At 47.5% G+C, this 24,596-nt stretch carries 18 protein-coding genes; 7 read left to right on the top strand and 11 right to left on the bottom strand.

Going from position 1 to position 24,596, the window contains the following annotated elements; genetic code table 11:
• Positions 1-276 precede the first annotated feature (276 nt).
• The gene (locus tag ACO6VE_RS20755) at positions 277-1,389 is read left to right on the top strand and encodes a hypothetical protein (protein WP_422463204.1); all 1,113 of its coding nucleotides are present in this window, start codon (positions 277-279) and stop codon (positions 1,387-1,389) included.
• Between the two features lie 148 nt (positions 1,390-1,537).
• Here the strand turns inward: ACO6VE_RS20755 and ACO6VE_RS20750 are convergent, their stop codons facing one another.
• The 4 genes from ACO6VE_RS20750 to ACO6VE_RS20735 all read right to left on the bottom strand — a co-directional run bounded on the left by ACO6VE_RS20750 (position 1,538) and on the right by ACO6VE_RS20735 (position 4,603).
• Positions 1,538-2,536 carry a dihydroorotate dehydrogenase-like protein gene (locus ACO6VE_RS20750; RefSeq protein ID WP_422443774.1) on the bottom strand — a complete coding sequence of 333 codons (999 nt, stop codon included), beginning with the start codon at positions 2,534-2,536 and terminating at the stop codon, positions 1,538-1,540.
• Positions 2,537-2,641: 105 nt separating this feature from the next.
• Entirely contained in the window at positions 2,642-3,622 is a 981-nt protein-coding gene (locus ACO6VE_RS20745; RefSeq protein ID WP_422463202.1) for a thiamine pyrophosphate-dependent enzyme, read from the bottom strand.
• On the bottom strand, positions 3,579-4,367 hold the full coding sequence (locus tag ACO6VE_RS20740) for a 4Fe-4S binding protein (protein ID WP_422463200.1): 789 nt from the start codon (positions 4,365-4,367) through the stop codon (positions 3,579-3,581). Before ACO6VE_RS20740 ends, ACO6VE_RS20745 begins: the two co-directional genes overlap by 44 nt.
• A gap of 14 nt (positions 4,368-4,381) precedes the next feature.
• On the bottom strand, positions 4,382-4,603 hold the full coding sequence (locus ACO6VE_RS20735) for a 2-oxoacid:acceptor oxidoreductase family protein (RefSeq protein ID WP_422443778.1): 222 nt from the start codon (positions 4,601-4,603) through the stop codon (positions 4,382-4,384).
• A 1,047-nt stretch (positions 4,604-5,650) separates the two neighbouring features.
• Between ACO6VE_RS20735 and ACO6VE_RS20730 the strand changes: the two genes are divergently transcribed.
• A complete protein-coding gene (locus ACO6VE_RS20730; protein WP_422463198.1) occupies positions 5,651-5,878 on the top strand; it encodes a hypothetical protein in 228 nt (75 codons plus the stop codon).
• A gap of 34 nt (positions 5,879-5,912) precedes the next feature.
• Here the strand turns inward: ACO6VE_RS20730 and ACO6VE_RS20725 are convergent, their stop codons facing one another.
• Positions 5,913-9,671 carry a PEP/pyruvate-binding domain-containing protein gene (locus ACO6VE_RS20725; protein WP_422463196.1) on the bottom strand — a complete coding sequence of 1,253 codons (3,759 nt, stop codon included), beginning with the start codon at positions 9,669-9,671 and terminating at the stop codon, positions 5,913-5,915.
• A gap of 385 nt (positions 9,672-10,056) precedes the next feature.
• Positions 10,057-10,419 (bottom strand): hypothetical protein, encoded by a 363-nt coding sequence (locus ACO6VE_RS20720; protein ID WP_422443786.1) that lies wholly within the window; start codon positions 10,417-10,419, stop codon positions 10,057-10,059.
• A gap of 348 nt (positions 10,420-10,767) precedes the next feature.
• Between ACO6VE_RS20720 and ACO6VE_RS20715 the strand changes: the two genes are divergently transcribed.
• From ACO6VE_RS20715 to ACO6VE_RS20700, 4 genes are all read left to right on the top strand, one after another.
• Positions 10,768-13,299 (top strand): hypothetical protein, encoded by a 2,532-nt coding sequence (locus ACO6VE_RS20715; protein ID WP_422463194.1) that lies wholly within the window; start codon positions 10,768-10,770, stop codon positions 13,297-13,299.
• Between the two features lie 734 nt (positions 13,300-14,033).
• A complete protein-coding gene (locus ACO6VE_RS20710) occupies positions 14,034-16,433 on the top strand; it encodes a hypothetical protein (RefSeq protein ID WP_422463192.1) in 2,400 nt (799 codons plus the stop codon).
• 258 nt (positions 16,434-16,691) lie between these two features.
• Positions 16,692-17,015 (top strand): hypothetical protein, encoded by a 324-nt coding sequence (locus tag ACO6VE_RS20705; protein WP_422443792.1) that lies wholly within the window; start codon positions 16,692-16,694, stop codon positions 17,013-17,015.
• A 424-nt stretch (positions 17,016-17,439) separates the two neighbouring features.
• Positions 17,440-18,021: a coiled-coil domain-containing protein gene (locus ACO6VE_RS20700; protein ID WP_146000082.1), complete on the top strand. Its 582-nt coding sequence runs from the start codon at positions 17,440-17,442 to the stop codon at positions 18,019-18,021.
• A gap of 223 nt (positions 18,022-18,244) precedes the next feature.
• On the opposite strand, the gene ACO6VE_RS20695 is transcribed toward ACO6VE_RS20700, so the two are convergent.
• The 3 genes from ACO6VE_RS20695 to ACO6VE_RS20685 all read right to left on the bottom strand — a co-directional run bounded on the left by ACO6VE_RS20695 (position 18,245) and on the right by ACO6VE_RS20685 (position 22,571).
• Positions 18,245-20,110 (bottom strand): hypothetical protein, encoded by a 1,866-nt coding sequence (locus ACO6VE_RS20695; protein ID WP_422463190.1) that lies wholly within the window; start codon positions 20,108-20,110, stop codon positions 18,245-18,247.
• 86 nt (positions 20,111-20,196) lie between these two features.
• Entirely contained in the window at positions 20,197-20,694 is a 498-nt protein-coding gene (locus ACO6VE_RS20690; protein ID WP_422443796.1) for a hypothetical protein, read from the bottom strand.
• 38 nt (positions 20,695-20,732) lie between these two features.
• Positions 20,733-22,571, bottom strand: coding sequence for a hypothetical protein (locus ACO6VE_RS20685; protein WP_422443798.1), 1,839 nt, complete (start codon positions 22,569-22,571; stop codon positions 20,733-20,735).
• Between the two features lie 313 nt (positions 22,572-22,884).
• Here ACO6VE_RS20685 and ACO6VE_RS20680 point away from each other — a divergent pair, with 313 nt between their 5' ends.
• Positions 22,885-23,397, top strand: a complete 513-nt coding sequence (locus ACO6VE_RS20680; RefSeq protein ID WP_422443800.1) for a hypothetical protein — start codon at positions 22,885-22,887, stop codon at positions 23,395-23,397.
• On the opposite strand, the gene ACO6VE_RS20675 is transcribed toward ACO6VE_RS20680, so the two are convergent.
• Complete coding sequence (locus ACO6VE_RS20675; protein ID WP_422443802.1) at positions 23,313-24,161, bottom strand: hypothetical protein; 849 nt, start codon at positions 24,159-24,161, stop codon at positions 23,313-23,315. The genes ACO6VE_RS20680 and ACO6VE_RS20675 overlap by 85 nt on opposite strands.
• A 26-nt stretch (positions 24,162-24,187) precedes the next feature.
• On the bottom strand, positions 24,188-24,553 hold the full coding sequence (locus ACO6VE_RS20670) for a glucuronate isomerase (RefSeq protein ID WP_422463188.1): 366 nt from the start codon (positions 24,551-24,553) through the stop codon (positions 24,188-24,190).
• Between the last annotated feature and the right edge of the window lie 43 nt (positions 24,554-24,596).

The following is a 24,596-nucleotide window of genomic DNA, read 5'->3' as shown; positions in this document are numbered from 1 at the left end:
GATAAACAAATGACTTGAGTTTATGAACTTTATTGAGGATAGTTTTTATCAGCATCAGCGGCGTTTCTTCTTGTTTTTGTCTGCAAATAAAGACATACCTGAAATCAGCCGCTGGTGCTTTTTTCTTCAAATTTTTTGATTTCTACCCACAGTTATCCCTGAAGAGCCTGTTTTTATGTTTGGTTGAAATAAACAAATGGTGAATGAGTAGTGAAAGGGAGGAACTTTTATAAGAAAGCGTGGTCTTAAGCTGCAATCCAATGATTCGATAATTCAATGGATAAACCAACTTCTTCTCAATTAAGTCCAGCCCCTAATGGCCCTTCTAATATTCAAGGCACGCCTTTAGCTGAATCTGGTGCAACAGGTCAGGCTTTTTCCCGGTTGGTTACTGAAGTTCGACAACCTGTAACTAACCATGACATGACTGACCAATCTACAAGTTCAGATAATCAAGGATATTTAAATCCTAAAAAAAAATGGTTGGAAGATTTCGCTGTACAAAATCAAACTAACTACAAAGAATCACCTGCAATTGCAGTAGCTATACCACTGGAAAATTATCAGGTTGCAGAATATGACCCTGAAAATAATACTTTTTTGATATACTCCTTCACAAAGGGTATTCAATCAACCTCACAAAACTCGACAGATGTTGATACCAAACTTAATCCACCTATTCAAATTCCTAATCAAGAGGACATTGGTAATTTTTCTAAATCTACATCGCCGATTGCGATTATTACCCCACAATTGAAAAGTGAATATCTTCAACAGTATACATCGCCTGCAACTCAAGCCGAAGAAGCTATTGATGAAAGTTCTTCACAAATTGAATGCCAAAGGGAGCTTCGCAAAGCTCCCACTTACGCCGAGCGCAGAAGGGAGCGCCAAAGGCAACGCCAAAGGGAGCGCTACCAGGCAGACCCCGCTTACGCTGAGCGTGAAAGGGAGCGAAAAAGGAAGTGCCAAAGGAAGCGCTACCGGACAGATCCCGTTTACGTCGAGCGCCAAAAGGAGCGCCAAAAGGAGCGCCAAAGGAAGCTTCGCAAAGATCCCGTTTACGTCGAGCGCCAAAGGGAGCTCCAAAGGGAGCGCAAAAGGGAGCGCTACCAGACAGATCCCGCTTATGCCGAGCGCCAAAGGGCGCTCCAAAGGGACCGCCAAAGGAAGCTTCGCAAAGATCCCGCTTACGTCGAGCGCCAAAGGGAGCGCCAAAGGGAACTTCGCAAAGATCCCGCTTACACCCAGCGCGAAAGGGAGCGCAAAAAGCAGTATCGTCAGTCAGCCAATTCAGCTAAAAACTCAGTTAATTTACCACCGACTTCTAAATCAGCTGAAACGACCCCGAGTTCCAATAAAAAATTTTTTAAACAACAAAAGGCTTAATAAAGAAAGGAACCACAAAGGCTCAAGATTTTTTCTGAGCTTGCCTGAGCAATGTCAGGCAACTCAATAGAGGCACCCTTTTGCCTTCGTGGTTCAGAGCTTATAAACCTATTGCAACACCATCGAAGCATGGGAACGAAGCAACAGGTCAGTGCTTCCTCGCTCCATCCACGGTACAAATGTAGTTGGCCCGTTCAAAGGCTTCCGGGTTGGCCACAGAGCGCTGGCTCATCAGCCCGCGCATGTCATTCAGCCCGACAAAATCCCGCTGTTTCAGCCACACTTCCAGGCCTTTTAACAGCACGGACACATAGTCCGCGCCATTGCGGATCAGTGCAGAAGCCAGCATCACCGTATCCGCACCACCGAGCAAATATTTGATAATGTCTTCATGGTCATAGGCCCCTGATGTGGCCGCCAGAGAGGCATGGATCTTGCCGTGCAGCACACTGATCCAGCGCAGTGGAATGCCGATCTCACCGGCTTTACTGATTGGCCAGTTGGTTTCAACTTGCATATTGTTGAGATTAAAGTCCGGCTGCAGCATCCGGTTGAACATCACCAGGGCATCAACGCCCATCTCATCAAACTGTCTGGCCATATTGCCGAAGGCACTGAAGAATGGATCAATTTTCAGGGCAATCGGAATGGTGACACTGTTTTTTACACTTCTTACGACGTCCAGATAGACGTCCTCAACCTGACGTCCGGTAATTTCCAGCGAGGGTGGATTGTAATAAATATGCAGCTCGATACCATCCGCTCCAGCCTGCTCAATCTGTCGGGCATAATCCATCCAACCACCCTCCGAGCAACCATTCAGGCTGGCAATCACCGGGATACCCACGGCTGCCTTAACTTTATGAATGGTGTCCAGATATGCCTGCGAACCACGTTCCAGGGTCAGGCCGGCAGGCAGAAAAGAGGTGGCCTCCGGAAACAGGTCATCTCTGGACAGGGCAATCCGTTCTTCCTCTTCCTGCTCCCGGCGAATCTGCTCTTCAAACAGGGAAGGCAGAACCACAGCTGCGATACCGGCCTTTTCCAGACGCTGGATACTTTTCAATGTAGACGTCAATGGACTGGCTGCCGCTATTAACGGATTTTTAAGGCTTAACCCCATATAGTTGGTGGTCAAATCCATCATCTTTACTCCTCAATCACCACAGAGACATCAGAGTGCTATTTCTGCACCCTGGGCCTCGTTCCCGGGGGAACGATGGATTAACTCTGTGTCTCTGTGGTCACTTTATTAATGAACAGCCGACGCCTTCTCAGGGACAAAGTCCATGGCATTGTGTGTTGCCATTTCCTCATAGACGCCCCACTTCCGGTTGATCACTTTCTGGGCCTCGTCAAGAATCGCCTCCGCTTCATCCGGACAGGCAATATTCAGGGCCCGGTAGCGAACTTCACCACGGATATACTCCGTCAGAGGCACACTGGGTCTGAGCGAGTCCAGTTCAAACGGGTTCTCATGGTGCTCTGTACGACCAGGGTTGTACCGGAACAGAGGCCAATGGCCGGAACGCACAGCCAGTCGCTGCTGCTCCATACCGTGGGTCATGTTAATGCCATGGGCAATACAGTGCGAATAGGCGATCACCAGTGAAGGTCCGGGCCAGGCTTCAGCCTCACGAATGGCCTGCAGTGTCTGCTGCGGGCTGGCCCCCATGGCAATCCGGGCCACATAAACATTGCCATAGGCAATGGCCTGCAGCGCAACATCTTTTTTGGCGGACCGTTTACCTGCCACCGCAAATTTTGCCACCGCACCCATCGGCGTGGATTTTGACGCCTGGCCGCCGGTATTGGAATAGACTTCGGTGTCCATGACCAGCACATTGACGTTACGGCCACTGGCCAGCACATGATCAAGGCCGCCAGAGCCAATGTCGTAAGCCCAGCCGTCACCGCCAACAATCCAGACGACACGTTTCAACAAACGGTCCAGCACAACCTTGAGGCTTTGTGCTGCTGGTGTTTCTACCTGTGCAAGTTTTTCCTGCACCTGCTGCAGTCGCTCTCGCTGATTTTGTACATCAGCGTCATTCAACTGAGGTGCATGGATGATGGCATCCACAAGATCAGCACCCAGCAGTTCCCGGAAAGCCTCCAGCTCCAGCATCGCCTGCTCCGCCTGATGGTCACTGGACAGACGGAAGCCAAAGCCAAACTCGGCATTGTCTTCAAAAAAGCGAGCTGGCCCAGGCAGGTCCACGCCCTTCAGCATTTTTTGACCATGGCGTGGTTGGCAGGTTACCACCATAAATGGAAGAGCAACCGGTGGCATTGGCCACCAGCAGACGATCACCAAACAGCTGGGTCAGCAGTTTCAGGTAGAGCGTTTCACCGCAGCCACCACAGGCACCGGAGAACTCAAATAAAGGTTCAAGGAACTGGATACCCCGCACGGTGGAGAAATCCACCTGACGGCGATCATTTACAGGCAACTGCTCAAAAAACGACAGATTCTGTTTTTCCTGCGCCAGTACCGGCTCCTTGTCCATCATATTGATGGCGCGATCACCACTCTTTTTGGGATTACGAACCGGGCACGCTGCCACACAGAGACCACAACCGGTGCAATCCTCCGGGTAGCACTGCAGGGTGTAGCGGGTTTCCGGGAACCCACGAGCGCTGATGGCTGCTGACTTAAACTCCTCCGGTGCATTCACCAGGCTGGCCTGATGGTAGAACTTCGCACGGATAGCCGCATGAGGGCAGACCATACTGCAGTTGCCGCACTGGATACAGGCCTCTTCATCCCAGACCGGAATCTGCAGGGCAATATTGCGTTTTTCCCAGCGGGTTGTGCCGCTTGGCCAGGTACCATCCACGGGTATCTGACTGACCGGGATCAGGTCACCCTGCCCACTAATCATACGACTGATGACTTCTTTAACAAAGTCAGGTGCCTGCTCAGAAACTACCGGCTTCTCTACAAACGTTTCACCGGGTAAATCGGCATGCGCCATATCTGAAGGGATTTCTACGGCGTAGAGATGTTCCAGAGTCTGATCACCGCCCGGAAGTTTCGCTCAACAACATCTGTACCTTTGCGTCGGTAGGTCTTGTCAATCGCCTGCTTGATACGGGCAATGGCCTCATCCCTGGGCAGAACACCGGACAGGGCAAAGAAGCAGGTCTGCATTATGGTATTGGTTCGGTTGCCCATACCAGAGCATTTCTGCACAGCAATGATCAAGGTCATGGGAAGTGCTGATTACATCAATTTCAAATGCTCATTCAGCCTTGTGGCTCCTTCATCCGTCCAGTTTCGATAAGTTGGTCAAAAATCTCTCCTTCATCAAATAGCCCTGCTACTCTCCTGAGAGTCAGAAATTTCAACCTCAGTTTCTCGCAATCCGTACTACGGTGGCCATTTTCGGACCAACTCCCGGAATTGCAAAGCTGAAACATGTTATTTCCAGCAGGAGTAATCACCATGTTGACAAACTCGTTGCAAACCCCATCACAGCCCTGCCCACAAAGCCCTGGCACCGACGACGACACCAGGGATACATTCAACAGCCAGATAATTTCCTTTCATGGCAGGAACGCCGAAAGGCAGGCTTGCCCTGCCAACTCCGGGACATTTATTTGTGCTGGTAACGGAAACAGTCCTCTGCCCGGTAATCGGCTGTGCTCCTTTGTCCTCACAGCGATTCAGGCCAGTGGCAACCTGATGCACAATGCCGCAGAATTTGCCGCAGGACAGGTGATGGGTTCCGATGACATTGACTGGCTATGTCCAGAATTAAAACAGAGCCTGGTGGCTTTGGCGGCATTATCCACTCTAGTGCAGACGGCCGGGGCGGCCCAAGTGTTAAGGAAATGCAGACCAGATCACCATTTTGGTTGTGATCTTCGATTCTGTTTTCCGTGTGGGTATCGTTATAATTGTCGTCCCTTAGCGATCCGATGCAATGGCAGAAAAGAATGTCCACCATATAACATAGATGAAAGAGGATGCACTCAACGAACTTGCGAAGACTTGGGGCGCAGGTATCTGTGTGGCAACTCAACATGCAGTAACACCCCATGCTCAACTCCTTCCCCTAAGACTACTACTGGGCCAACATTATCTTCCATAAATACCAGCTTTACCCCATCTTCCGTCCGGATTTTTGAACCCCCGACATCGTTCTTTAATCAGACAACCAACTCAACCAAAACATCCCCTTTACGGACAAACGACACCAGCTCGCCTACCTCTGGCAATACGCCCGAAACAGTCTCTGCGGTGGTTATTGGCGCGATGATTATTCTAGGTGCCTTGACCGCACTCTATTGTGTTAGCAGCTATCAAAGTTACCGGGTACTGAGGCGCAACGATGACGAGTCATCAACTTGCCAACTGATTGGCAGGGCGCTTGCCAATCCAATGTACTTTCATACACATCAACAGCAAGCTACCGACAGACGGGCTGATGTTGAACTGCTGGACTCCCCGGACCGGAGTAATCCGGAGAGTTTTCCAGTTTGATAGGGCAAGGGTTTCATTCGGGTTACTACTGAAGCTACACCATTCCATGCTCCTTACGTATCCGCTCAGAAGCATATTTGATAACTTTCGGATCAATATCCATCGCCATTTTAAAAAAAGCTGTGTCATCTTTCAGGGTTTCAGAGAGAGCTTGAGACATGTAATAAGATTCACCACATTTTACCAACCCAAGCATTATTGTCGGGTCATCACCGTAAGGCCGCCAATATAAAAACGAAAGGTAACGCATGTTTAAATCCAATACTTGTAACATGGCATTTCTGAGTATTTTTTTGCCACTCATGGCCTGAACCATGTTGAAAAATAGTTCTTGGCTGGCGTTAGCCGCGGCCCTGAGCACTTCAGGATCATCCCAGAACTTCTCATCGGCATGCTGTAATGCCTCCGGGGTGTGGGTAGCAGCATTCAAAACAACCTCTTTGTCCTGCTTTAGTTCACTGGGCAAATATTCAAGCAACAGTCCATTTAATTTGACCAGTGGTAACATCAGTTGCTTATCACTCAGCCAATCCGTTTTTGCTTTGACCAGGGGAATCATCACTTGCGGACGCAAAATAAGCAGAAGCTTGATGCATTCCTGATTATGGGTGAAATCATCATCAGAAAGTTCAGGCAACTCATGGCTAGACTCAGGCACGCGGGTGGCAGCAAACCTGATGAGTTTGCTTTGTGGCCCCTCACCAAAAAGAGTACACAATAGATTTTGCAGTTCCTTGCATGAATCGTTGGAACCGATGTCAAAAAGTACGGACTTTAATATCCACTGGTTATCGTCTTTATCCAAACTGTCTATATGCAACCTTAGCCCGTTAAAGTTATCAAAAGATGGCATGCCAGGCGTTAGTTCGGAAAAATATAAATCTTCACTACGGCTTTTAATTAACAGATTTATTGCTATGAGTAATTGATCCCGGAGCCGGCTAGTAGAGTGTACCCTGCTAATTTCACAGACGATTTCTCCAATTGATTCATTAATTGCAATATTGCAGCTTTGCCCGGGATGGGAGCTTGCCACTGCATTCATCAGTAACGCCAGCTTAAAAAAACGCTTGCATTTCCCATCCAACCCTTCAGGTTTCGTGCATCCTAGCCACCTGGAGTTGAAGTCATCAATCATCCTGACCTTCAGGGTTCTACCTTTGCCACCGGGTCCATCCTCCATTACCTCAATGACGCCTTTGTGATAATTAATTTGGGTATTGATAATGCACACACCGTCCATATTCAACACAGTATTGTCCAAGCCAAATCCCTCAAGAGCTGCTGCACATTCATCTGTGAATATGTCAACGCTGTTCGGTGACGGGAAATTAACCATGGTCAACTTTTTGGATTTTTTAATTGTTTCTCCCTGCCCGGAAGCTACGGCAATATCACCGAGCATATCCACAAACCATTGGTGAATCAGAAAGACGATATCGTGAATGGAATCCACTTCATCCGCTTGCCTTGGCAAACTCAGCTGCAGCAACGAATCCCGTAATGCCAGGCAGTCCATTCGCCACTGACGGAAACAGACCGGGTCAGGCAGCAGTTCCTGCGCGGTAGTCAGCCCCGCGGTTACTGCTACCAGCTGTGTTGCCACACGTTGCTGTATCTGGTTAACCCGACCTTTCAATACCTCCAGCCTGGCCAGGGCAGTAGTAATTTTATTGGTGGTTTCTTTCCCTTTTGCGCCGGTGAGCAGATATTGTTCATAACTGAGCAACAACGCGTCAGTATCTGCCAGTAGATGGGCAATCTCTTCTTCCAGCTTCAGCAATACCTCTGCCCGCTGGGGCGACATGCTTAACAGCAGATTATTATCCGGTGACAGACACTGGTTCAATAGACGATCACGGCTGAAATAGTGGAGTAACAGGCCATTTAACCGGTTCAACTCCCGGAATTGCTCATCAACCCTCATTGGACTGTGCTCTGCAGGCTGCCATTGGTCGGTATAGGCGATAGCGGTACTGAAATCACCGCTGACTGCCGGCAACATACTCTCTGCAAACTGTTCATACTGGCTGCCGGCCAGTAAAAAAGCACCGGGCTGTTGGTCAAACTGGCCACAAACCAGAGTCACTTGCTGTCCCTCAAGACCTTCACCCGCTGCCTCATCAGTACCGGTAATAACACAGGGTTTACCGGCCTGGAGCAGGGTAATGGCCACATGGTCGCCACTGCCTCCCTGCTGGAAAACAAAGCCACCTGCCTTAGCCAGAACCTCCGGTGCCAGCATCCACAGTTCACAGTGTGGTGCCATAATAATGGCCCCCTGGGGGATGTGACGGCTGAACTCACCGGGCTGTAATCGGATCAACGGCCCCTGGCACAGCCCTTCACTCACCAGCCTGCCAGAACAGATAAATTCCGTAGGCCTGGCGGCGGAAAATTGCCTGCCCCCGCAAAGGCGTGTCATTGGGCGAACCTGAAGGATGACCACTTCGCCCTGGTGGTTAATGGCAAACTCAACGTCCACCGGACAACCGAGCAGGTTTTCCAGCTGTTCAATATAGTTATAAAGCTGCCTAACTGAAGACTCTGGCAGTGTTTGCGACTGCCCGTCAGCAATGGGCACCAGTTTTTCTGCAGCACTGTTGTTGCCCTGCGGGTCAAGTACAAACGTACTGGTAACATTGCCTGCCGTGTAAACAGGGGTGATGTTATGGCCACGGGATATGGTGTATCGGTGCGGGGTAATACCAAATTGACCGGCAACCGCCCCTTTGGGTTGTCCGGGCACAAACTCAATTTGTACTCTGTTATCTTTAAAGCCGGTATAGCTCATTGCCACACCGCCAAACCGGCAGTCCACACAGTGTTGCATGACCAGGGCCATCGGGGCGGGCATGGTCGAGGCGCAAACCTCCGGGCGATAACCGGAAGCCAGCACCTTCAGGCAGGTGCGAACAATATCATCCTCACCGTGCACCAGTGATTCGTACTTGCCGGCCTGGGCGTCACCGTAGCCATCCTCTCTGGCACCGGAGCTGCGTACGATGATTTTCTGATCCGGCTGACCCTGGCACAGCTCTTCAAAGAGTTGGTTTATGGCCCTGGCAGTCGGGTGATCCTTAACCAGCTGATAAAAGGTTTCCCCGGCGATAAACGCCGATAATGCCGCCAGTTGTTGCTCGCGGAGTTGTTGATCAGCGGTGGCATTAACCCGCGTTTTCAGCTCATGCAAGCTGGTGGTACTGCCGGAACAGAGTGACTGAATACCCGGTATTGCCCGGGCCACAGTGGCAACACTGACAGGCAGGTTTTCCAAAGCCTGTGTCTGTGCAATCTCCAGACAACGGAAGTCAGGTACCGGAATACCGTGTTCCTTCATATGTTTCAGGAACATGCCTTTGCCACCGTACCTCGCCCGGTAATCAGGCTCAGGTTGGCTTTGCCTGCCCACGACACTTTCCGCCCGAGCGGCAGAAGCATTATCGGTATTGTTGGTATCAGGCTGTGCAGAAACACTGTGTTGGCTCTCAGTACCTGCCGAGCTGCTTTCAGGACTGTTCTGAACAGCGGGCTGCACAAATGCATCCTCATTTCCCGGGTTATGGGAATTGGTTACCAAATGCTCTGGCTGTGATTTTACTGGAACAATATTCGGTGGTTGAATTCGATGGCTGAGTAAAAACCGGTCTTCTTTGGGTACAGGGGCAACCGGTTCAGGGGATGAAAACCGGTTTGTTTCCTGAGTAGTGGCCGGTGTCTTGGTGTCATCCGGGGCTGCAGGCCCGGGTGTTGCAGTCTGAACCTGCAAGTTGCCCGGTGGCCCATAAGTCACCGTCCTGCTGTCAATTTTTTTGAAAAGAGCCGTTGTCAGCCCGGAATCAGGATAAGTGTTGATGTAAATCCGGGCTGCGGCGACTGAGATGGTTCTGGATTTGCCGGAAAAGCAGAAGACAGCGAACAGGGCTTTACCCCAGCAGTTTTGTAGTTGTACTGAATATTTTCCAGCCAGCTCAGCTGGACGGAGGTAGACGGGATCATATTAAAATCCTTTTAATTAATTAGTTTTTTTGTTTTGACCAGTCAGACCAGAATTAGTTCAATTTTACCGACCTCCCGGAATAACTACCCAAGAGTCTGAAGGAGGCTGTCGGACTTAAGACTGTCCGGGGGATCGAGTCCAAAAGCATTTCCACGCTCGGTCAGTCGGTAATGGTTATCTACAACATGTTTTCTAACTTCAAAAGCAACTGATACTGGGAAAAATTCACAAAAAAATCCTGTTGATGTTGAGTCGCGGTATTGTCTTGCTGGCTTAAAAAGTGGGGCAGGTAGTTGTCTAATACATTTTCAAATAACCCAACTTCTCGATCACTCAGTGATTTATAGGCATCTACAGCAGCAACTGCTGGAATATCCGCCTTGTTATACTTGAAATGCAAAATGGCATCGAGAATATCTTTTCCTGCATTTGAAACTTTAAACTTTGAAAGGATACCTTTCTGATTGACTGCTATCGCTGTTCCCCGATCAGCACAGTGACCAGAACCTGAAAAGCTACCCGTTTCTGATAAACGATTCATCAGATTTACACCCGCTGAGGCTTTTCGTCAGGATAGCTTTTCAGTTCACCCTTATCGATTTAATTCCCAACGAGAGCGAAAACACTCATTGCTTTATCGTTGCGCTTTTTGAAGGGTGTTTAAGTTGTTAACCAAATCAGGGAACTTAATTGTGTACGTTCAATCGAATCCCTGAGAAAGAACGGTAGATCGAATCGAAATTGCTTACTGGTACTATCTGTCTAAGTCGGAGCCTGTATGAATCCTGCGGAATTATTTACTTGTTCAAACCAAAATCCTGACCAGATTGTTGACGATTTCATCACATCCCAAGGCTCCTTTAATGGCAGCTCCATAAGCAATGCTGACATGGCCTCAAGACAATTAATCCCGCCAGATAATACAGCGGCTCAACAGACCTCCAGCCTCAATCAATACGACAGTATCTCAAGTACCTTCGGCATTCCTTACCTTTCCGGTCTGTTATTAAAAGCGGGAAAGACGGCCACATCAGAACATGCTGACCCGGTTGACCGCAGCCGTGCCAGATCTAAAATCGAGCAATTACTGCAAACTATCCAGGGCACAATCAACGGAACCCTGAAGCCGGGCTCAAGAGCGCCGATTGCTGATACCCCGGTTTGGTTAACACCCGTGGTAATGACCGGGGGTTTTATCACCGGGCAGCTGGCAGCCGGAGGGCCACTGAGTCACTATGAAATAGAGCTGGCCAGTCAGTTAGGACTATCAGTAACCAGCAATCTACCCGATGATCTTGCAAACATCAGGTCAGCACTTAACCAGATCTGGTTTACTGAACCGTATTCCTGCCACCTCGAGACCATGCTTCTAAACGGCAAATACCGTGTAAACACCCCCGAAGAAGGGGTTATGTTAATTCTGATGGCGCTTCACCGGTCAGGACACGATGACGAGGCTGAACAACTGATTGAAACCATTTCCCCATATCTGGGAAGGGTCAGGTTTTTCCCGGAGTCGGCCGAACAGCCCCTGCCATTAAACACGGACGAGGCCATGAGAAGCGTGGCAGATGTACTGACTCAACTGGACAACCGCTTTGGCCCTGCCCCTGAACACAAATCCAATAACCGGCTGCGGCTGGATCAAAATGCCCTGGTATTTGATCAGTGGCTGCCACTGAAGGATCGGCTTGTGGCACTGATTCAGGGCACAGTAGAAGGGGATTTACCTTATTACAACACTGAAGGGGAGCTGTGCGGCGGCATGCCTCTGGCCAGGGTCACAACAGAGTGGTTTGAAAAAGCCTCACAGTACCTGGCGGATAGAAAGCAGATAACAGAGCAACACCCCGAATTGATGTATCGTACTACCCGAAAACGTGGCAGTGAGCGGATTCTGCAACGTTCACTGGAAATATTACTGGCGTACCCGCCAGAACATCGGTGCCCCTCCGATATGGAAGGTTTTCAAAAAATCCAGTTCACACTGAGAAAAACCCTGGCAGATATCCATCGCAAGCAGGGATTACCTGACACTGAACGGTATCAGCAAGCACTGAACCAACGCCAGGGCTGGCTTGAACACTATCAAAAGAGATATCACACAGGTCATTCCCTGATCCATCAGCTACAGCCGTTAAAAGACTGTGTTCAGGTAAAACCACAGGACCTGAACATGGACACAGCAGGATTGCCCAAACCGATAAAGAAATTACTGGCAGCAATTCAGTCAAAACCAGTGATTGAGCTGCTTGAACGGGGCGATATCACCTCTGCTGAAGTACTGGCCAGCAAATACCTGAACATCGCCGCCATTGTCAAAAGTGACAGCATACTTGACCCCAGCCTGGCCGCCTTGTTCGCACAAGTGACACAGGCTTTCTTCAAACGACGATCTGTCCTTCTGCTGAATCTTCAACATCAGGTCCGGATGGATGAACTGCCCTGGGTAAAACATTTACAGGCAATCACCCCCTTTGAGCAGGACAAAAGAGTCAAGAACGCAGAAAAGCTTTTAACTGATATGGTGACTCAAGTCTTTACCTATTTTCCCCAGACCATTTTGCCCAATAGATTTATCAAATCCCTGGGTCAAATGATCGAAGAACTTCCAGAACTCTCTTTAGAGCCTCCGCTCACTGAAGAGCTTGCAGCCGATATATTCATGCATAGATTCTCTGATAAATTCCTCATGGCTGCCAAACAGGCAGCCAGCCTGATGCAGGGAACCCTTTATGAAACATATTACGGACTTGATTACAGGAGCATTGCCAACCTTAAAACGCCGGATGCCCTTTATTATCTGTGCAAGCAAAAAAGTGGTGTAACCAAAGAAAGCCGCGGGTGGAGGGATTACGCAACTTTTGAAAATGGCAAGATCATTGAATGGCAACAGATAATCACCACGCATAACCTGGCCACGTTGACTGCATTGACCAATGCTTTAGACTTGCCTGAACTGTTTAGCAGTGAGAGTGGTAAGACATTGAACCACAAGATTGCCCGCTGGATAGTGATCAAATGTGTACGCTATAACCCGGCCAATCCTGATAAGATAAGGTTGCAGGAACATAAAAATATTGCCTACGCTTTTCGTCAGATGATATTTTTTCTGTCTTTTCAACCCCACGATGCTCAATTATCCGTATTGGAAAAATTAAAAGTCATCCCTCAAAATCTGGCACGTAAAATTACTGATCTCTATATTGAAACACCAGAGCTTGTCAGCTTTGATGATATGAATGTTATTGAAATGATGGCAGCGGGTGAACATGATCGCGAACTTTTGAAAAAGAAACAGCGGCTAGACAGACTGAAGAAAAAGAAAGAACAGGTAGACACAATGATTCATTCTCTGGAAATGGTTTTAACTGACCATAAGACACAAGAGTCCTATAAACCATTTGTGGCCTGGTTGTAATAATTATTTAACTATGTCATTTCAGTTAACTTTTAACCAATAAACTTCATAACTCTAACCAACAGAATAAGGAAGTAAACATGGATTCCATTAATTCCCCGGCGACTAAACGTACCATTGATTCTTTTTCTGACGACGAGTCCGTCGGCTCACCTGCCAGCAGAAATGGCAGCAATATCCGCAGAATACCGCCAACCCATGAGCCGATGGATCAGTTGGAGCAAGGGCCGTCTGATCAGAGACTCTCCCTGAATGATTACTCTGTCAATAATTGTGAGGTTGTCAATACCCTGCAAAGAGAGCTAACCCCGACAGCAAAAGCCCCTTCTTATGATTACCCTGAAGCTTCGTTCAAGCGATTCAATCCAGGTGTGAATGGCGCAAGATTGCAACTGGAGATAGGCCTTGCCAGGGATCATATACAGTCCTTTATGGACCAGCACTATCCCGGAAAATTTGCCCTGACCATTCCCGATGACAATGCCATGAAAGTGAGCGCTGAATTTGTTGCCCCTTTTGGCTGGTGGGAAGGCGCTTGCTACAAGGTTGAATTCGATTTCAACAATACTGATAAGCACAATGAAGGGCCATCGGTCAAAGTCCTATTGGCTCCGCCGGTTGCTCATCTGTTTGATGGAGAATTGTGCCTTGCCCAGATCATTCCGCACTCTGCCTGTCCGGATTATTGGAAAGGAGAAGATGCTGCAAAATACAGCAGCTATAATTTTGACCGGGTGCAACAAATGATGAATGTGATGAATTTTCTTATTATGGACACCGACTTCTGGGATGAAGGAACAGGTTACGCACTGAACTATCCAGATCCCAAAACCCTTCATCTACCCATGATTTATTCCAATCAGTTTCATCGGGACAAGATAAAAATGTTTTCAGGGTCCGAAGGGCTTGAACGTCTGAAGCGTCATATTGCAAAGGAGATCGCGTCCGTCAACCAACGGGCCAAAGGTAGCAACAGTTCACTGTCATTCGATGTTGACCCGGAAATGATCTACCAGAAAAAGTTTGACCGTCTGCAATTTTCCCTCATCGAGCCCACAGCGTACGACTTTCCTGCAGCAGGCTCCTATGGCGAAATATTTGAACGGGTAATGATCTACTCCCCCGAGGATGTGTCAGGCTGCGTACCGGTGGAACCCATTGTTATCGAACCCAGTGGCCAATGGGAAGAGCAGTTGTCAGTAAAAAATCAGGTGATGATGAGGCTCGAACGCAATGGAAAAACGTTGATCACTCCACACAAAGCAGACTACTTTTACCCGATACAGCTTGATCCACAAGGAAGGGTCGCCGAATTTCATACTACCCCTAAAAACCGATTTTTCATCACCTATCGTGATGCTAAAGGCAAATTACTATCATATCCTCCCGGATATAATTATTCTGGTACTGAATTGAGAACTGGATCAAAAAAAGTAAAAGTTGAACCGTTCCAAGCCTTCACCTTAAGTGAGTTAAAAGAAGTATTGAGCATGAAGCTTCGTCATATAACAAGTGACTCACATGAGTTAACCGATGTGTATTATGGTCAAAAAAAGATTGAAAACGATGATGATTTGAACGAAGCAATTACCCGTTTAAAACAAGACATCAAAAATAAAAATCGTAACAGGAAACACACAAAAAGACTGGGGGTTATTTTTATTAAAGAACCATCTAAAGAATGGGAATGGTATAATCGCAGGGAGTGGAAAGCATCATTAAAACCGACGAAAACCATCGCTAAAGCCAGTAATCTGGCATTACAGTTCGATCTAACCATTTCTCCGGAGACGCCTGAAACCACCCAGCGTTATCGGGATGGCATGCAGTGGGGAATTAAAGCCAATGCCTGGCTACCGGTTATGGACAAGGAGATGCAAGTTTATGAAAAAATCACGGTTATTAAACAGCTGATTGATTTTGCCCACAAAACATTGAAACTGCCTTACAATAGGGCCGCTCTCACCGCCTGTGATGCCAATAACATCATCATGAAGTCCATGACCATGACCATGGTCGATGCACTGAAAAATGGCGAGGACTGGCTCCCATCTCAATGCTTCCTGGATTTAATGGTGAATGCTATCAATACGCACCACGAAATCGGTGAGTTATATGCCGATAGAAAGTATCGAAACCTGAGGTTAATGGTACATGCATTTTCAGGAACACTGGCTAAGAATAACCTGAAAGACTTTGCATTTTTAATCAACTATCTGGTGTCTGCCTGGAACCAGCTGGACGGTATCAGTAGCCAGGAACGCGATGCATTAAAGCCAAGGCTAATCATTAATGCTTTTATAGAATACCTGGTCAGGGTAATGGAGCGTGAATCCAAAGATCCTGAGAAATATGCAGCACAGGGTTTGGATAATGAAGCGGAACTCACGCTGGAAAAGATCATTAACGCCTCAAAGACTGGCTTCAGTGTGGTTGCCCATCAGCTGACCCTGCTTGTTTTTTTATTATGCCGCCAGGACTCTTTAAGCAAGCTGGCAGAGCCTGAGCGGGAACAGTTACAATCACGAATCAAAGAGGTCCAACGATTTATTTCCAGCAACCAGAAAGACCAGTATGCTCAGCTGATGCAACGACTGCTTCCTGATAAAAACAAATGGATAAAGCCTGTTGACTTTACCTCCAAAGAACATCAGCAAACCATCATCAATACAGTGCTGGAAAAATTTCATCAAAGAACCCGACAGCCAGAACCATCACAAGCCAGTGAGGATTCAGAACTGCCAATGGAAGTGGACAACAATAGAACGATACCGGGTAAGGCATTCGCTGTTCTGGATGACAAAGAGTATGAACGTCTGGATACGAAATTCAGTGAGCAACTGGAGAGATTTAAATTGCGTAAAAATGTCGAGGTAGAAAAAGAAGGGTTCATAAAGTTTGAGCATAATTGCCATAACTGCGGTGGTCCTTATACGACCAATAAACAGCTTTATCAAACGAAAAACGAGGTTAAAATGAAACGAGAAAAAGAGGGTTTTGTCTACCGTTCTGGAATGCCTGTCCATAAAGAATGCAAAGAGGCAAGGCAGGAAGCCACACGAAATGCCTTTTCTCTAATCATGGCCATGGAAGCAAATTACCCTTATGTCCCCAATGAAAGTAAAAAAGATTAACGATCTCCAGAAAAAGTACAAAAGATTGTTCGTACCCAGTGATGCTGGACATAAATAGTTAACCAAATCATTAAAACTGTCCAATAATTTATCAGAGATAAAACATATTACCCAAATAAAAAAAACGTATTTAGCGACTGATAAAACCGGTACTACCTTATAAATTTCAAGGCGGGCAGTTTTTTCCATACCAATGAACGTGAGCTATTGAATTATGCAAAATAAACCAGCAATCTTAACAGGGAGAAAGGTCAAAAGATGAACTCTTCAGATTTACCCGAAAAAGTAAATCGATTAAACCAGGTGTTTGCGAAACAGGCAAACCCTGAGGATGCTGAAACAAAGGAACTGCTTAGCAGTCTCTCGGATGTTATTACCAAAACGGTTGCACACATGAGTGACAATAAAAAGCAACCATTCTCTTTTACTCAGAGTGAAAAAGATATGCTTTGTAACTCAATATTGATTGCTATCCAGAAGACATCAGCAAGGGACCATGCAGAGGTATTTAAACATCTGGCTCCTGAAATAGTTAATAGCATTGAACAGATAATGACGATGCTACCTGCTCCGGAAACTTGAGTATCTTCTACACGCTTTAAAAATTTACTTACTTTATTGTCAAGATCACCCCTCTTCAATCATAAAGTGTGGCAATGCCTGACACCTGTGCATCTGCCACACACTGCTTACCTTCATTGTTGTCAGATTAACCGCTTCCTGATTATTCAGATTTAATGGCGCATCATGTCCGATTTAATCCAAACCACCATTCCACTATAAACCCCTCTTTTTATTTCTCTCATCAATAAAACCGATGACTCTCTGAAGCTCTGCTATGCTGATCATGCAGTCAGTGCATAGCTTTAGAGCAGCCATCGCCTGAATCCCGGGTTGATAAATAGCACTTTTTTTTCCCATAATTTCTAATATGGGTGCTGCATGGCTGTCTAACTACAAAATGGTTTAACACAAGGCTTTGTAACAACAAAAGACAGGTAGCTGTATGTCGCTAGAAACAAGAGTTGAGATGCTGGAGAAGCAACACCAGTCCCTCTACAACACAATTCATGGACTGGTAAAAGCGATGGCGGATATCAAACACATCGCATTGAAAAACCAGCATGAGATCATTGGCGTCAAAGTCAATATGTCCGGTATTCAGGCAGAGGTTACCAGCGTTAAAGAGGATGTCTCCGAACTGGCCCAGGCCACGCTGTCCGGTTTTGAACGCACCAGTGAGTTAATGACGAATACCCACAAAATTCTGGATGATATCAGTGAGCATCTGGACACCATTAATGGTCGGCTGGATGAAACCAACAAACTGGTTGATGGAACCCATGAGCGTGTTGATGAAACCTATGAGCGATTAAACGAGACCAATGAACGCCTCGGTGAAAACAGCGAACGCCTTGATGAAGCCAATGAACGGCTGGATGAAAACAATGAGCGTCTCAGCAGTACCAATGAGTGGCTTGGTGGCATCAATCAGCGTCTTGAAGGTGTGGAGAGTCAGGTAAAAGAGGTTCGAAAAGATATTCTCACCCTTGGGCAGATGATCAAGCACCGTCTACCAGAGAAGTGATTCTCTTGTGAAACCCCTCCTTGTATAAACGTCTGGCAGGTTTGGTAACGCCTGCCTCGTTCAACATGAGTGCAGCCAATCACTGATATACCCGCAAGACCCCGATCTCCCTTGGGAACAAAGCGACAGGTTAGCCCGGAACTGATAAATACTTTTCCTGAAAATAATGATCGTAATACATGATCAATCTCACCTCCGTTAGCCGCTGCCAATAAGCATCAGATTATACCAGTAGCTCCCTGACTTCAGGTTGATTGACTGGCAAGGTCACTGCACGATCTCTTAATAACGCCTGATGCAACTTCAAAATATCCCGGTACTCAGCGTCTGACTGACCAGAGAGTGCACTGATAAACGGACTGGTGAACACTTTGGACAGCACACTCACGGGACTCCGATGCAAACAGTAATAAGCCACTTTACCCCAGAGCGTTTTCGGCGCAGCATCAATGGATCGACTGAAATTCAACCGGAACCGGTTTAATGGATGGACGGAAATTTGCTGATCATGGGCGTAAGTTTCCAGTCCAAGAAAACAGACTGATCCGGATTCAGGTACAGGTCTACTAATATCCTGCTCATAGGCCATCAACTGCTCTTCTGAACCATCAGTGGGTTTCGATCTTCCGGAAAGATAAGACATCCCACTCAAAATCGTGATCACCAGTTCATTAATGACACTGGCTATCACGATACTCTGAATTTTCCCCGGTTTAACGCCATCGGCAAACAGATGATCGGTCATCAGCTGTACTCCCAGGGTAGCGCCCCTGAAGATAGCTAATCGAAATAGAACAAAAAATAGCCATGCCTTTGTTGGAGACAAGCCTTTGTCAATCAGCCTGGACTGTACGGCAGCGCCCAAACCAAGAACAACGGTATGCGCTAAAAGCAAGTCAGTAAACAGTTTGCGTGGGTTACTTTGTTCAGTACTGCCGGTAGCAAAATACTCTCCCCCGGCAATGGAGGCGGCAACGGTAAGCATTGTTAAAACCTGGCTGCCAAAAAGTTCAATCACCCACATTTTCACACTTAAGCAGCGTTTCTCAGCGGGGTTTTCAATAAATTGACTACTGATTCCCAAGGCATTCTTAGTGCTCTGAAAACCGAAAAAACTGACCAGACTGAGAATGACACCGGCATATTTAAACCTTTCCAATACCGGGTTGTCCGACGGGGTTCCGAGAAAACTGGTACTGGGGTAACCCAAGGCTGTCTGTACTGCCGCAGCCACTTCATCCCCTCCCAGAAACAGTCCGGAGCCAATACAGGTAGTGATATAGGCATGCAAAAATGTTCTGAGGTCTGGCTCCGGATTTTTCGAGGCATGGCTCAAGGCACCACCCAAACTTCTGAACAACATTCTGTAGGCTTCCGGCGGGCTGTTCCAATGTTCAAAGTCGTGTTCAAACAGTGCCGCCGGAATCGCGGCTCCATTGGCAAAAACAGCATTGTGTGTACCATAACGACCATCATCATGAATGGCAGGTTCCAGATGGGTCACTGCCGGAATAATAAAGTCGTTTACCTGCAGTGTTGAATCAACCACCTGATAGCTGTCAGGCCGGGAATCGACTGATGCTGATTTCGCCAGTCGATAATCCATAACCCGCCGCTCCCCGAAATCAAGAAGACAGTGAATATTCTCCGCCTCACACTCCTGATCATCGCTCACCCAAAAACCACTCATCGCCGTTGCATCAGTAACACCTGAACTGTTTTTCACATGAACCATGATGGTTTTATCATCTTTACAGATAAAGCAACCCGGTTTTGGCACATTTAAGGAACAGGTAATCATTAATTCATTGGGGGTACTATTTTGGCCCTTTGATTGAATAATAAAGCTGACTGGACCTTCTTTTAATTTTTCGGCCATGCTTTCAACCTTACTTCCAGACCTCTCTATCATTTCCATCCCGGGCAGAGTATCTTTCTGTCTGAGCTCGACCGCAATTTGATGGGGCAGTTGGTCAGCAAACTGCTGAGGGATGGACTCTACTTCATCGGAAGTATTGATCGGTGTTAATGAAAAATCATTGTGCTGGAACTGAGTTCTCAGACTCAAAGAAGACCCTGATTCAATCATACCAATAACATCTCAATTTATTTTTAAAGATAAGAGTAGCGATCAAAGAAAGCAAAAATGAAATCATATGAGGGCTCTGCGTCTTGTCAGAACCTTGGTGTCCTGATTTTAGCCACCACCGACTCAAGATAGTTGACCATATCCGGGAACAGGGATTCACAAATGGCCTGATGCTCCTCTGTTTCTGTCTTTTTCAGAACCGTCTTCATCATACTGTGCAGCTCATCCTTCTCCTGATCACTGAACGAATAATGATGATCAGGTTCGTGGTGAAGGAAATCGACCATTTCTGTCAGCCCATAACTGAGCGCCTCAAGAACAATCTCCCGGTCAATCTCCCCCGACTCAAGCAATCCTGTTAACAGTCGCTTCACCTGACTTATCTCTTCATCAATATCGCAGGGATTCTTTTTGCCTGATATGGGTCCTGCTTCTGAGTTCAGGTAATTGTCTTTAATAAACTGCTTAAGCTCTCTTTCTTTAACGGTATCGGTTTCTGATACAGCAAGATCATCCTCGGTAAGACCAGGGCTTTCCCGGAACAGGGAAAAATACTTTTCCTGAAAATAATCATCGTAATCCATGATCAATCATCGCCTCTGTTAGCAGCTGCCAATAAGGATTATACCGGTAGCCCCCTGGCTTCAGGTTTATTGACTGGCAAGGACACTGAACGATCTTTTAATAACGCTTGATGCAACTTCAAAACATCGCGGTATTCAGCGTCTGACTGACCAGAGAGTGCACTGATAAATGGACTGGTGACCACTTGGGACAGCACACCCTGCGGATCCCGATGCAAACAGTAATGAGCCACTTTACCCCAGAGCGTTTTCGGCGCAGCATCAATGGATCGGCTTAAATATAACCGGAACCGGTTTAATGGATGGACAGAAATTTGATGTTCATCAGCGTAAGTGTCAAGACCACTGGCTGATTCGGACTCAGTTGCCGACTCCCGGATACCCTGTTCATAGGCCATCAGCTGCTCTTCTGAACCATCCGTGGCTTTTGATCTTCCGGAAAGATAAGACATTCCACTCAAAATCGTGATCATCAGCTCATTAATCACATTGGCTATCACAATGCTCTGAATTTTCCCCGGTTTAACGCCATCGGCAAACAGATGATCGGTCATCACCTGAACCCCCAGGGCCGCACTCCTGAATATGGCTAACCGAAAGAGGACAAAAAACAACCATGTCTTGGCCGGAGACACACCTTTGTCAATCATCCTGGATTGCACGCCAGCCCCCAGACCAAGAACAACCGTCTGTGCTAAAAGCAGGTCAGTAAACAGCTTTCGAGGATTACTTTGTTCGGCACTACCGGTAATAAAATACTCTCCCCCGGCAATGGCGGTAGCAATGATAAGCATCGACAGAATTTGACTGCCAAACACCTCCATCGCCCACATTTTCGCACTTAAGCAGCGTTTCTCAGTGGGATTTTCAATAAATTGGCTACTGACTCCCAAGGCATTCTTAGTGGTCTGAAAACCGAAGAAACTGGCCAGACTGAGGGTGATACCGGCATATTTGTACCTTTCCAATACCGGGTTATCCGACGGTGTTCCGATAACACTGGTACTGGGGAACCCCCTGGCTGTTTGTATTGCCGCCGCGGCTTCATCCCCGCCCAGAATCAGTCCGGAGCCAATACAGGTAGTGATAAAGACATGCAAAAAGGTTCGCAGGTCAAGCTCCGGATTTTTCGAGGCATGGCTCAGAGCCCCCCACAAACTTCTGAACAACATGCGGTAGGCTTCCGGCGGGCTGTTCCAATGGTCAAAGTCGTGTTCAAACAGTGCTGCCGGGATAGCGGCTCCGTTGGCAAAAACAGCATTGTGTGTACCATATCGACCACCATCATGACTGGCACGTTCCAGATGGGTCACTGCCGGAATAATAAAGTCGTTTACCTGCAGTGTTGAATCAACCACCTGATAGTTGCCAGCCGGTGAACCGGTGGATTCTGATGTTATCAGTTGATAATCCATAACCCGCCGCTGCCCGAAATCAAGAAGACAGTGAATGTTTCCCGTCCCATCTTCCCCCTCACCACTTATCCAGAAACCATTCGCCACACTTTGATAAATGTCACCTGACGTGTTTTTTACATTAACCATGATGTTTTCATCATTTCTGCAGATAAAGCAACCCGGTTTTGGCTTATTTAAAAAACAGGTGATCATTAATTTATCAGAGGTATTATTTTGGTCTTTTGATTGAATAACAAAGCTGACCGGACCTTCTTTTAATTTTTCTGCCATGCTTTCAATCTTGCTTCCTGGCCTGTCTTTCATTTCCATTCCGCGCAGGGTATCTTTCTGTCTGAGTTCAACCGCAATTTGATGGGGTAGTTTATCAACAAACTGCTGCAAGACACGCTCTACACCATTTAACTGTTCAATTGGTGTTAATGAAACAGCATTGTCTGGTAACTGAGTTTTAAGGCTCAAAGGAAACCCTGATTCTATCATACCGATAACATCTCAATTTATTTTTAAGACAGGAATAGCGACCAAAGATCCCAGAAGCCAAAATCCCACAGTGTGAAAATAGCTATAACAAACAAAAGCACAAGTTTTTATATATATAAAACGTGACTTCTGACTTATACCTGACAATGACAGTTTTGTGCCCTTCAGAATCAGGCGGTAGTACTATCGAATTCTATAAGTAGCTGGCCATATCCTGTAAATTCTGGTTATTCCACAAGTAGCCGATAACACGGTAGCCAAATACCTTTATCAGATTCAGGATGAACACATCATGGACAAGGACAGCCCCGGCAACGGCTCTACCCGACAAAACGATCAGGCCATGTCCGGGATAAAGAAGCGAAGCATCATCTCTCAGCAGGAGGTAAAGCGGACGTTACTGTCCAGTGCAGATTTCACCCGTCCGAAAGTAAAGCCTCTGGCAGAGAGGCTGGTCAGCCAGAAGCCAGCCAATCTGACAGAAGCATTGCAGCCACTGAAACAGGGTGTCGATTACGCCTCTGACCTTATTCACCGCCTGCAAAATACTCAACCTTCTGCGCAAGATGACAGGCGGCAACACGCAAACCGCATCACAGACACCATTCACTTGCTGGAAGGTATGCAAAAAGCCCTTGAGAAAGAGACAAAAGATCTGTTCAACGCACATAGCCAGACAGAGACAGGACAGCAGAACGGGACTTCTGACAGCCATGCCCTCTATCTGGAGTCATCAACGTTACTGAATACACTGCAATCGTATATTAGAACGTTAGAAAAGATGAAGTCGACGTCTGTTGAATAGGCTTCGGTGACAATGGCACCTTTGTCAGCAAAGCCCAGGTAAGACTGGACATCGGCAAAGCTCTCTTCCGTCATGGCCGGTACGATGCGATCAACCATGGTGCATGGGAAGGCCACGTGTTCACGAATCCAGGCGGCCAGCTCTTGATCCATCGCCTCTGCCATCTGAATGACCGCTGCCCGGGCACGTTTGCCATTGTCAGGTACGTTGTCACAGCTTAATACCGTAAAGGGCAGTCGTCCCTTAGCCTTACGCTGTCCCAGTGCCGCAACAATCACCCCCAGTGCCGTCTTCGGGTTATGGGTATTTTCCAGGTCATGGGCGATCAGCGGGTTGTCGATCATCAGTTCGCCGGTTGCCGGGTTCAGGCAGTAGCCCTTTTCGGTAATGGTGAGAGAGACAATGCGTGTGGTCTCTGCCGACATAATCTCCAGCAACGGCCTGCGGTCTTCCTCAACGGCCAGTGACCGGGCGATGGCCGTGGCAAGTTTTACTGTACGGGAGCCGTCCGGATTCATCTCGGTAACGGTGTAAGCGTTGTCCTGCTCCTGCAGTTCCTGAACCAGCTCCTGACCGCCAAAAATGTTGGCTGCACAGATTCCCCAGTGGAACGCCCCGGTAGCGGCAATGGTTTCATGGGTGTACAGCGCCTGGTGAGCACGGTGGAAAGCACCCAGGCCAATATGAACAATACCGGCGGTCAACTCGGTGCCGTCGTAGCCATTGGCTACGATTTTTTCGTGTTGCAGCTTTTTATTAATCATTGCAGCATCTCTGGTTGTTAATGCTATTACAGGCGATAAGCTTTTTTGGCCAGTCCACTGGTCAGCTCAAGGGCCAGGTCAAAGGCTTCTTCTTCGGTAATGCGGTGCTCACACACCAGAGATGCCAGGAAGTTACAATCCACACGACGGGACACATCGTGACGGGCCGGAATACTCAGAAATGCACGGGTATCGTCGTTAAAACCAACGGTGTTATAGAAACCAGCGGTTTCAGTCACCATCCGGCGGTAACGCATCATGCCTTCCGGGCTGTCGTGGAACCACCAGGCGGGTCCCAGCTTCAGTGCCGGGTAATGACCTGCCAGTGGTGCCAGTTCCCGGGCATGCATATTCTGGTAAACGTGAACGCTAATTCTGGTAAGCGTGAACACCTCCGCTTACCCAAGCACTGCCCTCCTTTATTTGTAGCCTGAG

This window comes from Endozoicomonas sp. ALB115 (genome assembly GCF_049310245.1).
GTDB lineage: Bacteria > Pseudomonadota > Gammaproteobacteria > Pseudomonadales > Endozoicomonadaceae > Endozoicomonas.
The sequence above is the reverse complement of the archived record's forward strand: the minus strand, read 5'-3'. Positions and strand labels throughout refer to the sequence as shown.